15 protein-coding genes are annotated in these 11,400 nt (G+C 72.9%); 6 read left to right on the forward strand and 9 right to left on the reverse strand.

Annotated elements, in window-relative coordinates:
* Positions 1–39: 39 nt before the first annotated feature.
* The 5 genes from ACI79Y_RS18655 to ACI79Y_RS18675 all read right to left on the reverse strand — a co-directional run bounded on the left by ACI79Y_RS18655 (position 40) and on the right by ACI79Y_RS18675 (position 2,026).
* On the reverse strand, positions 40–285 hold the full coding sequence (locus ACI79Y_RS18655; RefSeq protein ID WP_457159925.1) for a hypothetical protein: 246 nt from the start codon (positions 283–285) through the stop codon (positions 40–42).
* Positions 282–872, reverse strand: a complete 591-nt coding sequence (locus ACI79Y_RS18660; RefSeq protein WP_457159926.1) for a hypothetical protein — start codon at positions 870–872, stop codon at positions 282–284. Before ACI79Y_RS18660 ends, ACI79Y_RS18655 begins: the two co-directional genes overlap by 4 nt.
* Positions 869–1,129: a hypothetical protein gene (locus tag ACI79Y_RS18665; protein ID WP_457159927.1), complete on the reverse strand. Its 261-nt coding sequence runs from the start codon at positions 1,127–1,129 to the stop codon at positions 869–871. The genes ACI79Y_RS18660 and ACI79Y_RS18665 overlap by 4 nt, the downstream gene beginning before the upstream one ends.
* The gene (locus ACI79Y_RS18670; RefSeq protein WP_457159928.1) at positions 1,126–1,440 is read right to left on the reverse strand and encodes a hypothetical protein; all 315 of its coding nucleotides are present in this window, start codon (positions 1,438–1,440) and stop codon (positions 1,126–1,128) included. Before ACI79Y_RS18670 ends, ACI79Y_RS18665 begins: the two co-directional genes overlap by 4 nt.
* Before the next feature lie 349 nt (positions 1,441–1,789).
* Positions 1,790–2,026 carry a helix-turn-helix transcriptional regulator gene (locus ACI79Y_RS18675; RefSeq protein WP_457159929.1) on the reverse strand — a complete coding sequence of 79 codons (237 nt, stop codon included), beginning with the start codon at positions 2,024–2,026 and terminating at the stop codon, positions 1,790–1,792.
* Positions 2,027–2,103: 77 nt separating this feature from the next.
* On the opposite strand from ACI79Y_RS18675, the gene ACI79Y_RS18680 reads away from it, so the two are divergent.
* A complete protein-coding gene (locus tag ACI79Y_RS18680; RefSeq protein WP_457159930.1) occupies positions 2,104–2,583 on the forward strand; it encodes a helix-turn-helix domain-containing protein in 480 nt (159 codons plus the stop codon).
* A complete protein-coding gene (locus ACI79Y_RS18685) occupies positions 2,576–3,688 on the forward strand; it encodes a tyrosine-type recombinase/integrase (RefSeq protein WP_457159931.1) in 1,113 nt (370 codons plus the stop codon). Before ACI79Y_RS18680 ends, ACI79Y_RS18685 begins: the two co-directional genes overlap by 8 nt.
* 30 nt (positions 3,689–3,718) lie before the next feature.
* Here the strand turns inward: ACI79Y_RS18685 and ACI79Y_RS18690 are convergent, their stop codons facing one another.
* Positions 3,719–3,994 carry a hypothetical protein gene (locus tag ACI79Y_RS18690; protein ID WP_457159932.1) on the reverse strand — a complete coding sequence of 92 codons (276 nt, stop codon included), beginning with the start codon at positions 3,992–3,994 and terminating at the stop codon, positions 3,719–3,721.
* Between the two features lie 202 nt (positions 3,995–4,196).
* On the reverse strand, positions 4,197–4,583 hold the full coding sequence (locus ACI79Y_RS18695) for a hypothetical protein (RefSeq protein ID WP_457159933.1): 387 nt from the start codon (positions 4,581–4,583) through the stop codon (positions 4,197–4,199).
* 150 nt (positions 4,584–4,733) lie between these two features.
* Between ACI79Y_RS18695 and ACI79Y_RS18700 the strand changes: the two genes are divergently transcribed.
* Complete coding sequence (locus ACI79Y_RS18700; RefSeq protein WP_457159934.1) at positions 4,734–5,132, forward strand: hypothetical protein; 399 nt, start codon at positions 4,734–4,736, stop codon at positions 5,130–5,132.
* A gap of 9 nt (positions 5,133–5,141) precedes the next feature.
* Positions 5,142–5,831: a DNA alkylation repair protein gene (locus tag ACI79Y_RS18705; protein WP_457159935.1), complete on the forward strand. Its 690-nt coding sequence runs from the start codon at positions 5,142–5,144 to the stop codon at positions 5,829–5,831.
* Between the two features lie 3 nt (positions 5,832–5,834).
* On the opposite strand, the gene ACI79Y_RS18710 is transcribed toward ACI79Y_RS18705, so the two are convergent.
* Positions 5,835–6,773: a DUF808 domain-containing protein gene (locus ACI79Y_RS18710; protein WP_457159936.1), complete on the reverse strand. Its 939-nt coding sequence runs from the start codon at positions 6,771–6,773 to the stop codon at positions 5,835–5,837.
* Between the two features lie 106 nt (positions 6,774–6,879).
* On the reverse strand, positions 6,880–7,803 hold the full coding sequence (locus tag ACI79Y_RS18715; protein ID WP_457159937.1) for an NADP-dependent oxidoreductase: 924 nt from the start codon (positions 7,801–7,803) through the stop codon (positions 6,880–6,882).
* 143 nt (positions 7,804–7,946) lie between these two features.
* On the opposite strand from ACI79Y_RS18715, the gene ACI79Y_RS18720 reads away from it, so the two are divergent.
* Positions 7,947–9,257, forward strand: coding sequence for a glycosyltransferase (locus ACI79Y_RS18720; protein ID WP_457159938.1), 1,311 nt, complete (start codon positions 7,947–7,949; stop codon positions 9,255–9,257).
* Positions 9,254–11,353 (forward strand): ArnT family glycosyltransferase, encoded by a 2,100-nt coding sequence (locus ACI79Y_RS18725; protein WP_457159939.1) that lies wholly within the window; start codon positions 9,254–9,256, stop codon positions 11,351–11,353. Before ACI79Y_RS18720 ends, ACI79Y_RS18725 begins: the two co-directional genes overlap by 4 nt.
* The last annotated feature ends 47 nt before the right edge of the window (positions 11,354–11,400 follow it).

Here is an 11,400-nt window from a genome sequence, read left to right on the forward strand (position 1 = left end):
GGTCGTGATGTCCGAGAGCTCGAGCCAACCGTTCCTCGGTCATCGCGCCACCTGTTCGTTGACGACAGTCACGAGGCGCAGTGCCACGAGGTGAGCGCACTGGTCACTGCGGGCCGGGCAGTTGCAGGTCCATCCGCAGTCGCGCACCCACTCGGCGCGGTAGAGCAGCCCGTTGTCACCGCGGACGATGGCGACCACGCCACCGGCTCGATTAGCGGACCGGACCGTCAGCCGCCCCTCGGTGAGGTACCGGCGGCCCTTCGCTGCTGCGTTCTCTCGGGTCATGCGACCCGCTCCGTCGAGTCGGAAGACGAGGCGCGTAGAGGAGTTGGCAGCCACTCCTCGTAAGTGCCTGCCTGTGACGTGACCGCGTGGTCGCGTTCCTCACGGCTGTCGCCCGGTGCGGGTTCTCGCTCGTGGTTTGTCTTAGTAGCGCGCACGTGCGCGCCCGCGTTGGGGTGCTCACTGCGAGCACCCTTTCCAGCCTCGTTCACTGGGTTGGCCCCAGAGAAAGGGTGCTCGGAAAAGGGTGCTCGCTGCCCGTTCCCTTTCTCGCCGTTTGGGTGCTCACTACGGGCACCCTTTCCGGGGGCGGGGATCATGGCCTCGTAGACCGCGGTCATGCCGCGGTAGCCCGAGTGGACGACGTCCAGCAGTCCCGCGTCCCGGGCTTCCTTGATCCGGTTGGTGACCCGCTGTGGCGTCTTGAGACCGACCTCGGCGGCGATCCGCTCCCGCGGGTAGGAGACGCGCCCCTTCTCCGTCATATGCCGACTCATGGCGATCAGGACGAGCTTGCAGCCGTCGTTGATGGCGTCGGTCCGCAGCACCTCGGTGATCCACCGCTCGCGGACATCCTTGGCCCGGCTCATCGGTCCACCGCCGTCAGCTCGACCATGCGGCCGTCTCGGTGCTCAAGCAGTGCCAGCAGGTCGTCGACGCGATCCACCGGGCAGGTGAGGCACTTGTGCCGGGGGCACCACATGCGCGGTGACTCGATCTCGTCGAGCAGCGGCGCGATGCCCGCACCTCGAAGCCAAGCGGAACGCTTACCGACCTCGACCGTGACGGTGCGGCTGGTGCTGCGACGACGTCGGGTCGGCTTGGGGAAGGGGAGGTAGCCACTCACCGGCGGGCCTCCCACCGAACCGGGCCGCCGGGGTGGTCCCCGTCCCGAGGCTGCCGCGCCTGGGCGATGCGGCGCGCTCGTGCGCTGGCCCGCTCCACGAATGCGACATCGAGGTGGTGCCGGGTTGCCCACCTCTCCGCGGCGATGACGCAGGCCGCCACCTTGCGGCGATCGTTGTCAGGGAGAGCAGCCCACTCTGCCGAGCGGTACTCGGGGATGGAGCCGAACTCCTGACCGTTGCTGATCAGTACTTCGGCCCACGGGTTGCGGAACGGAATGACGGTCATCCAGCCGGCCGCCGTCCCGTCCACACCCGGCAGACACCTCCAGCTCGAGCCGGGCGGGTGGACGGCGCGTACCCGACGGGTTCGATCAGCCCCGCGGTCGCGGCGGCCCGGAAGAGAGCGCCCCAGCGGGCCGGGTGGTCCGGGTCTGGGACCCCGAGCAGCGTCACGTCGTAGGCCATGAAGTCGGTCCGCGTCTCAGCGAGCCAGGTGACCGCCCGCCAGGCTGGGGACCACCACCAGTCGTCGGCGCTGTCGCGGGCTCGGATGACTCCGGGGCGGGTAGTTTCCTCTGCGAGACCTGCTGCCAAGTGGTTCTCGCTGCCCTCGTCCAGCTGCAACTGGGCGGGGGCTTCTTCATGTACGCGCCCGGTTGTCACGCGACCACCGGGCGGTTCTCCGCGGCGTACTGCTGCTCCACCCAAGCGTCGAGGTCGCTCCGCTTGTAGAGCACACGGCGGCCTACGCGGAAGCTCTTCGGTCCTTCACTCCGATGCCGCCAGTATCGGAGAGTGCTCGGGGAGGTCCGCAGGCGCTCGGCTGCCTCTTCCAGAGTGAGGAGGTCGGTACCCATAGTCGTCTCCCGACTAGATCGAGGATGATCCTGCACCATCTGCTGCGACGAACGTAAGGCTGCCGTACTTGGCCGTCAACTTCTCACGACGACCGGCGTGTCGTAGAGTCATGCTCGTGGAGAATGACCGCAAACAGCCAACAACTTCAGCCCCAGAGGACCGTGGCGACCTTGAGTTCGTGATCGGCCAGCGCATCCGCGCTCTCCGGGAGGCCCAAGGCATGAGCCAAGCTCAACTGGGCCAGAAGCTGGCGAGCCTCGGCTTCCCTATGGAGCAACCGACCGTCTACAAGCTTGAGAAGGGCACCCGTCCCATCCGAGTCAACGAAGTCGCCGCCGCGGCCGCAGTCCTCGGAGTCGAGATTGAGGATCTGCTGTCACCACAGATGGGGGCAGACCACCACCTCGCCCGCGTGAACCTCTCTGCGGCGACGGCTCGCCTGGATGGGGCCACGAAGGAGTTGGAGCACGCAGAAGCCCGCGCCCGCGCCTACCAGCACCGACTGTCGCTGGCCCGCAAGGCTCGCGATGAAGCGTTCGCCGAGTGGGAGAAGGCTGCGGCCGAGTTGAACAAGTGGATCAAGATCCGTGACTAGCATCGCGAAACGGCCCGACGGCCGCTGGCGCGCCCGCTACCGGGACGAGGCCGGCAAGGAACACGCGAGGCACTTCGACCGGAAGGTCGACGGTCAGCGGTGGCTGGACGAAGTCACGGCGAGCGTCGTCACAGGGCAGTACGTCGACCCGGCAGCGGGGCGGATCACGTTCCGCTCGTTCTTCGACGACTGGTCACAACGGCAGGTGTGGGCACCCGGCACGGTCACGCACATGAACCTCGTGGCCCGGTCGGTCACGTTTGGGGACCTGCCGTTGAAGTCGATCCGCGGGTCTCACGTCGAGGCGTGGGTCAAGAAGATGCACAGCGACGGCATGGCTCCGCTGACCATCGCCAACCGCTTCACTGCCGTACGAACGGTGTTCCGCGCCGCGGTGAAGGACCGCCGCATCCCCAGCGACCCGTCTGGTGACGTCACCAGACCACCAAAGAAGCCCTCAGGCCGGGATCGTGCGCTCGAGCTCCCCACCAGCGAACAGGTCGCCCGGCTGCTGACCGCCAGCGAGCCGCAGATGCGCGCCTACATCGGGGTCTGCGCCTTCGCCGGCCTGCGCCTGGGCGAGGCTTCGGCGCTGAGCGCCGATGCCATCGACTTCCTAAAGCGAACCCTGCGTATAGAGCGGCAGGTCCAGTACAAGCCGGGGTTCGGCGCCGAGGTCCGGGAGCCGAAGCACGGCTCCAGCCGAGAGGTCTACATCGCAGACAACCTTGCCGAGATGCTGGCCCGCCACATCGAGGAGCACGGGACCGACGCCGACGGCTGGCTGTTCCACAACGGGGCTGGGCGCCCCTTGCCGCCGTCGACCGTCGATTCGTGGTGGCAGCGCACGGTCAAGTCGGCGGACACCCGCGGGCTGCACATCCACGGACTGAGGCACTACTACGCCAGCGGGCTCATCGCGGCCGGTTGTGACGTGGTGACGGTGCAGCGAGCCCTGGGGCACGCCAAGCCGTCGCTGACGCTCGACACGTACAGCCACCTTTGGCCGACAGCTGAGGACCGGACAAGGAAGGCAGCAGCGGAGATGCTGCGGCAGGTCTTGGCGCACGACGCGGACTCGCTGCGGACTGAGGGTGTCAGCTAGACGCCTGACCTGCGAAGACTGCACACAGGTCTAGTTGACCCAGATCTCCTCGACCTCCGGGTCGTCGAGGAACCGCTGCAGCGGCCCGTACCCGGCCACCCGGTCCAGCACGTCCCGGACGACGGTCTCCGGGTCACCGATCGGCGGCAGCGCCGAGGACAGCGACCGCTCTGAGTAGTCGGCGACGACGTCACGCACCAGCACCCGCACCGGCGCCGGGTCGGCGAACGGGTCGAGCCCGCGCCGGCGGATCAGCTCGCGCACCTCGCCGTCGACGACGTCGACCGCCGAGCCCAGTACCGGCACGATCCCCCCGTCGAACAGCCCAGATGCCTGCAGAGTGCAGCGACTGTAAGGGCAGATCGCGTTCCGGCGGGGAGCCCCTGTGGACGAAGCGTGACCGGTTCACCCGGCACTTCACCCGTTCAGGCGACCGGCCGGGCAGGATCGCCTGACACCTGACTACAGCCGCCGCAACGAGTCCACCGCCGAGGGGTGGACCGCCTGGTCAGTCGGCGAGGACGACGCCGTCGACGGTCGGGGCGCCGTCCACGGCGAGCGGGAGGCCGGCCCGGTCGACCGCCACGCGGACCTCCGCCGGGTCGTCCGCGCCGTCGACCACCGAGGCCAGCTCGCGGTACGCAGCGAGCTGCGCCTGCACCTCACGGGCGGTCGCGCCGTCCCCGGCCAGCTCCGCCCGCTGCTCGGCCCGGGTCAGCAGCTCGACCTGGGTGGCCAGCGGGGTGAGCGCGGCCCGCTGCGCGGCGGCGAGCTCGGCCGCCCCCTGGTTGCGCGCCAGCTGCACATCAGCCGGCGCAGCGGCGGAGTCGCACGCAGTGAGCGCGAGGGTGGCGGCGGCGAGGACGAGAGCGGTGCGGAGCGAGGGAGTGCGCATGATGCCTTCCGGTGTCGGTCCGGCCCCAGCGGCCAGGACCGCTCGATGCCCCGCTCGACCGTGCGCAACCAGATGGCGAACCACCGATCACCCATCGGAGGGAGGCCGGACGGCCCTGGACCGGTCCGGAGGCTGCGGCAGGATCGGGGCATGACCGCCGCCGACCCCCGCACCGCCCCGACCACCCGAGAACGGCCGCACCCGATCTGGAGCGCCCTGGTCGGGCTGACCTCGCTCGGCGTGCTGCTGCAGGGCCTGTGGGCCGGGCTCTTCCTCCGCCCCGACGCCGACGGCAGCACCTGGTACACGCTGCACCAGCGCGGCGCCGAGATCACCCTGACCCTGGCCGCGCTCGCCACCATCGCCGCCGCGCTCTGGCTGCGGCACCGCCGCGACCTGCTCATCGGGACGGCCCTGCTGCTCGCGCTGCTGGTCGTCGAGTACTTCCTCGGCCGGTCCGGCGACGGCAACCTCCCGCTGCACGTGCCGCTGGCGATGCTGCTGCTCGGCCTGGCCGTCTGGCTGCCGATGGCCGCCCGGCGACGCTAGGCGCCCCCCGTGGCCGCCGGCGGGCAGGTGACCGCGCTCGTCGCGGCCGTCCGGGGTGCGCTGGCCGCGGCCGGCGACCCGGAGCGGGGCCGCGCCCTGCAGGCCTACCTCAAGACTCCCGAGCCCTGCCTCGGGGTCCGGCTGCCGGAGGTCCGCCGGATCGTCCGGGCCGCCGCCACCGAACACCCGCCCCACTCCGCCCCAGAGGTGCGACATGCCGCGGAGCTGCTCTGGCGCGACGCCGGCAACCGGGAGGAACGGCACGCCGCCATCGCGCTCACCGGCCTGCCACCTGCCCGGGGTGCCCTCGAGCTGCTGCCGCTGTACCGGGAGATGATCACCACCGGGGCCTGGTGGGACCTGGTCGACGGGGTGGCCCCGCGCATCCGCGACCTGCTGCTCGCCGAGCCGGCGGCGCTGCAGCCGGTGCTGCGCGACTGGGCCCGCGACCCCGACCGCTGGCTGCGCCGCAGCGCGATCACCGCCCAGCTGGGCGCCAGGCACCGCACCGACACCGCCCTGCTGGCCGAGGTGATCGAGGTCAACGCCGCCGACCCGGAGTTCTTCGTCCGCAAGGCGATCGGCTGGGCGCTGCGCGACCTCGCGAAGACCGACCCGGCCTGGGTCCGGCGGTTCCTGGCGACGCACGAGCTCAGCCCGCTCTCCCGCCGGGAGGCGGCCAAGCACCTGACGAACTGAGGCTCAGTGAGCGGCGCCCTTGCGGCGGTGCACCGTGAGGTTCATGACCAGCACGATCAGCGCGCCGACGAGGAGCCCGATCAACGCGCTGGCGAGGGTGTTGACCAGCCAGCCCACCACCGAGCCGAGCGCGCCGGTGGCGTCGGCCGCCGCCTCCTCCAGGTGGTGCACCACCCCGTAGACGGCGTGCAGGCCCAGCTCGTCGCTGCCGACCAGCAGGATGTGCCCGCCGACCCAGAGCATCGCCGCGGTGCCGACGACGGTGAGCAGCGCGAGCACCTTCGGCATGGCCGCCACCAGCCCGCGCCCGAACCGGGCCACGCCCGCCCGCGGCTGCTGGGCCAGCCGCAGCCCGACGTCGTCCATCTTCACCAGCAGCCCGACGAACCCGTACACGGCCACGGTGATCAGGACCGCGACGATCGCCAGGATGATCGCCCGAGCGACGAACGCCTGGTCGACCACCTCGTTCAGCGAGATGACCATGATCTCCGCGGAGAGGATGAAGTCGGTGCGCACGGCCCCGGAGACGATGGTGTCCTCGTCGGGGAGCGCCCCCTCCTCCGTGGTGTGGTCGTCGTGGTGGCCCGCGACCTTGGCCCACAGCTTCTCCGCGCCCTCGTAGGCGAGGTAACAGCCGCCGAGCATGAGGATCGGGGTGAGCAGCCAGGGCAGGAACTGGCTGAGCAGCAGCACCGCCGGCAGCAGGATCAGCAGCTTGTTGCGCAGCGACCCCAGCGCGATGCGCCGCACGATCGGCAGCTCCCGCTCGGCCGCCAGGCCGCGCACGTACTGCGGCGTGACGGCGGCGTCGTCGACCACCACGCCCGCCGCCTTGGCGCTCGCGCGCCCGGCCGCCATGCCGACGTCGTCGATCGAGGCCGCCGCGGCGCGCGCCAGCACCGACACGTCGTCCAGGAGCGCTACCAGTCCACCCGCCACCACAAGTCCTTCCGGTCGGTCAGCGGAGCGTGCTGACCCCGACATCTTGCGGTGTCGCGCCGGTCCCCGCTCGCGCGCCGCGCGCGAGCGGGGACCGGCGCAGCGGTCAGAAGGTGATGACCAGCCGTCCGCGCACCCCGCCGGCCTCGAGCCGGCGGTGCGCCTCGGCGGCCTCGCCGGCGGGGAAGGTCTCCGCCAGCCGCAGGGTCAGCACGCCCTTCTCCACCGCCTCGCGCAGCCCGTCGAGCTTCTCCTGCTCCTCGGCGTACTGGCCGACGAACACCGGCGTCACGTGCAGGTCGCGCTCGCCGTTGCCGGCGTAGCCGCGCACGGTGGTCACCTGGCCGCCGTCCTTGACCGCGGGCAGCACGGCCTCGTTCTGCACCGCACCGTCGGCCAGCCCGTCGACGCCGTCGGGGAACTGCTCGCGGATCCGGTCGGCGACGCCGTCACCCCGCCGGACGACGACGTCGGCACCGAGCTCGCGGACCAGCTGCTCGTCGGCCTCCTTGGCGTCGGCGACGACGGTCAGCCCCTCGGCCTTGGCCAGCTGGATCACGTACCCACCGAACGCCCCGGCCGCGCCGGTGACCGCCAGCACCTGCCCCGGCTGCAGCGCCATCGCGTCCAGCGCCTGTCGCGCGGTGAGCCCGTTCATCGGCAGGGTCGAGGCGGCCGCGTCGCTGGCCCCGGCCGGCACCCGGGCGATCGACCGCGCCGGCAGCACGATGTCCTCCCGGTAGGCGCCGTGCTGCCCGCTGGGCACCACGACCCCCATCACCCGATCCCCGACCTGCAGGTCGGTCTCCACGCCCTCGCCGACCTCGGCCAGCTCCCCGGCGAGGTCCATCCCCGGGACGTACGGGAACTCCTTCACCTGGTCGCGCTCGACGTACCAGCCGCTGCGCAGGGCGGTGTCGGTCGGGTTGACCGTCACCGCGGTCACCCGCACCCGCACCTGCCCGGGGCCCAGCGGCTCCTGCGGGACGTCGACCAGCTGCAGGGCCTCGGGCCCCCCGAACTCCGTCACTCCAACTGCTCTCATGCCCACCGGCCTACCCCACCGGTCGCCCCGGGCACACCGGACGGCCACGTGGCGGAAACCACGCGACTCACAGTCGGCGCGTAGGTCGGCCTGGGCGCAGCACCAGCGGCGCGCCCGACGGTTGCCGCATGCCACCGCTCCCCCTGGCGGGCGACGCACCCGCCCGCGCCGTCGAGAGCCCGCCACCCGTCGTGGACGTCGTCGTCCCGGTGCACGACGAGGAGACCGACCTCGGCCCGTGCCTGCGCCGGCTGCACGCCCACCTGTCCACCCAGCTGCCCTACCCGTTCCGGATCACCGTGGCGGAGAACGCCAGCACCGACCGCACCGTCGAGGTCGCCCGAGCGGTCGCCGCCGAGCTGCCCGGCATCGAGGTGCTGGAGCTGCCCGAGGCCGGCCGCGGCCGGGCGCTGCGCGCCGCCTGGCTGCGCTCGGACGCCCCGGTGCTGGTCTACATGGACGTCGACCTCTCCACCGACCTCGCCGCGCTGCTGCCGCTGGTCGCCCCGCTGATCAGCGGCCACTCCGACCTCGCCATCGGCACCCGGCTGGCGCCGTCGTCCCGGGTGGTGCGCGGCGCGAAGCGAGAGGTGATCTCCCGCGGCTACAACCTGCTGCTGCGCGGCGCGCTGGCCACCCGGCTCTCCGACGCGCAGTGCGGGTTCAAGGCGATCCGGGCCGACGTCGCCGCCCGGCTGCTGCCGCTGGTCGAGGACACCGGCTGGTTCTTCGACACCGAGCTGCTGGTGCTGGCCGAGCGCAGCGGACTGCGGATCCACGAGGTGCCGGTCGACTGGGTCGACGACCCGGACAGCCGGGTCGACATCGTGGCGACGGCGAAGGCGGACCTGGCCGGCATCGTGCGGATGCTGCGCGCACTGGCGACCGGCCGGCTGCCGGTCGCCGAGCTGCGCGCCCAGCTGGGCCGCGGCCCGCTGCCCGGTCCGCTGCCCGACCCGGTGCCCGGCGTGCCGGCCGGGCTGCTCGGCCAGCTGCTGCGCTTCGCCACCATCGGCGTGCTGTCCACGCTGGCCTACCTGGTGCTGTTCGTGCTGCTCCGCGGGGTGCTCGCCGCCCAGCTGGCCAACCTGGTCGCCCTGCTGCTCACCGCGGTGGCGAACACCGCGGCCAACCGGCGGCTCACCTTCGGCATCCGCGGCGCCCCCGGCGCCGGCCGCGCCCACCTGCAGGGGCTGGTGGTCTTCGGGCTCGGCCTGGCACTGACCAGCGGCACCCTCGCCGCCCTGCACGCGGTCACCCCGGCGCCGTCGCGCGGCACCGAGCTGCTGCTCCTGGTCGGCGCCAACGCGCTCGCCACGCTGCTGCGCTTCCTGCTGCTGCGCGGCTGGGTGTTCCGCGCCGACCGCCGGTCCCCCGCCCCCTCGACCCGTACGACCGACCCCGACCCCGCCACCCCGGCGCTGGAGACCTCCCGATGACCACCACAGTCCTGCCGCCGGCCGCGGTGCCGGCGCCCGCCGCACCCGCCCGCCCCTCCCGGGCCCGCAGGGCACTGCGCGGCCGCGCCGCCGACCCCGCCTGGGTGCGCCCGGCGCTGATCGCCCTGCTCGCCGTCACCGGGCTGCTGTACCTGTGGGACCTGGCCGCCTCGGGCTGGGCCAACGCCTTCTACGCCGCGGCCGTGCAGGCCGGCTCGGAGAGCTGGACGGCGTTCTTCTACGGCTCCTCCGACGCCGCCAACGCCATCACCGTGGACAAGCCACCGGCGTCGCTGTGGGTGATGGCGCTGTCGGTGCGGCTGTTCGGGCTGAACTCGTGGTCGCTGCTGGTGCCGCAGGCGCTGATGGGCGTGGCCACCGTCGGGGTGGTGTACCTGGCGGTGCGCCGCGTCGTCGGCCCCGGCGCCGGGCTGCTGGCCGGCGCCGCGATGGCGCTCACCCCGGTCGCGGTGCTGATGTTCCGCTTCGACAACCCCGACGCGCTGCTCGTGCTGCTGCTGACCCTGGCGGCCTACGCGCTGACCCGCGCGCTGCAGACCGCGAGCCGGCGCTGGCTGGTCGCCGTCGGCGTGCTGATCGGGTTCGCGTTCCTGACCAAGACGCTGCAGGCGATGCTCGTCGTTCCCGGGTTCGCGCTGGTCTACCTGGTCGCGGCGCCGACGACGCTGCGCCGCCGCGTGGTCGACGTGCTGCTCACCGGGCTGGCGCTGGTGGTCAGTGGCGGCTGGTGGGTCGCGGTCGTCGAGCTGGTGCCGGCCTCGATGCGGCCCTACATCGGCGGCTCGCAGACCGACTCGGTGTGGGAGCTCATCTGGGGCTACAACGGGCTGGGCCGGCTCACCGGCGAGGAGACCGGCAGTGTGGGCGGCGGTGGTGGCTGGGGCGAGACCGGGCTGGGCCGGCTGTTCGGCAGTGAGATCGGCGGGCAGGTGGCCTGGTTGCTGCCCGCCGCGCTGGCGCTGCTGGTGGCCGGGCTGGTCGCCGTCGGGCGGTCGCCGCGCACCGACCTGCGGCGCGCGGCGCTGCTGACCTGGGGCAGCTGGCTGGTGGTCACCGGGCTCACCTTCAGCCTGATGGCCGGCATCTTCCACGCCTACTACACGGTGGCGCTGGCCCCGGCGATCGCGGCGCTGGTCGGCATCGGCGGCGGGCTGCTGTGGCAGCGGCGGAGCAGCTGGTGGGCGGGGATCGTGCTCAGCCTGACCCTGCTGGGGACGGCGCTGTGGTCGTTCGTCCTGCTCGGCCGCTCCGGGGACTTCCTGCCGTGGCTGCGCTGGGCCGTGCTGGTCGCCGGTGTGCTCGCTGCGCTCGGGCTGCTGGTCGCCCACCGGATGGGCCGGGCGGTGGTGGCGGCGGTGCTGGCCGTGGGCGTCCTGGCCGCGCTCGGTGGCCCGGCCGCCTACGCGGTGCAGACCGCCGGCACGGCGCACACCGGGTCGATCCCCTCGGCCGGGCCCACGGTGAGCGGCGCGGGCTTCGGTGGCGGCCGCGGCGGCGGCCCGGGCGGCGCGATGGGCGCCGGGCCGGCCGGGCAGGGCGGACCCGGCGGCACGATGCCCGGCGGGCAGGGCGGCTTCGGCGGACAGGGCGGCTTCCACGGGCAGGGCGGCTTCGGCGGGCAGCCGCCGACCGGCCAGGCGCCGGGACAGGCACCCGGCCAGACCGGCACGACCGGCGCCCGGGGCGGCGGGGCCGGCGGTGGCATGGGCGGGCTGCTCGGCGCCGCGGATCCCAGCGACGAGGTGGTCGCCGCGCTCGAGCAGCAGGCCGACTCCTACACCTGGGTGGCCGCCGCCGTCGGCTCGAACAACGCCGCGGGATACCAGCTGGCCACCGGTGAGCCGGTGATGGCCATCGGCGGCTTCAACGGCAGCGACCCCTCCCCGACGCTGGCGGAGTTCCAGCGGTACGTCGCGGCCGGCCAGGTGCACTGGTTCATCGGCGGCGGCATGGGGATGGCCAGCGACGGCGGCAGCAGCGCGTCGGCGGAGATCGCCGCCTGGGTCGAGGAGACCTTCACCGCCCAGACCGTCGACGGCGTCACGCTGTACGACCTCAGCGGAGCCACCGGCTGACCCTCCCCGCCGGCAGTCGTGCTCTGCCCACCGGGAGTGGGCAGAGC

Source organism: Modestobacter sp. SYSU DS0875 (assembly GCF_054050915.1).

What these genes read in the sequence shown, in the direction of transcription:
- ACI79Y_RS18660 (WP_457159926.1), bottom strand. Translation starts at nt 872, where the DNA reads ATGAGCCGGGCCAAGGATGTCCGCGAGCGGTGGATCACCGAGGTGCTG.
- ACI79Y_RS18675 (WP_457159929.1), bottom strand. Translation starts at nt 2,026, where the DNA reads ATGGTGCAGGATCATCCTCGATCTAGTCGGGAGACGACTATGGGTACC.
- ACI79Y_RS18655 (WP_457159925.1), bottom strand. Translation starts at nt 285, where the DNA reads ATGACCCGAGAGAACGCAGCAGCGAAGGGCCGCCGGTACCTCACCGAG.
- ACI79Y_RS18720 (WP_457159938.1), top strand. Translation starts at nt 7,947, where the DNA reads ATGCCACCGCTCCCCCTGGCGGGCGACGCACCCGCCCGCGCCGTCGAG.
- ACI79Y_RS18695 (WP_457159933.1), bottom strand. Translation starts at nt 4,583, where the DNA reads ATGCGCACTCCCTCGCTCCGCACCGCTCTCGTCCTCGCCGCCGCCACC.
- ACI79Y_RS18700 (WP_457159934.1), top strand. Translation starts at nt 4,734, where the DNA reads ATGACCGCCGCCGACCCCCGCACCGCCCCGACCACCCGAGAACGGCCG.
- ACI79Y_RS18725 (WP_457159939.1), top strand. Translation starts at nt 9,254, where the DNA reads ATGACCACCACAGTCCTGCCGCCGGCCGCGGTGCCGGCGCCCGCCGCA.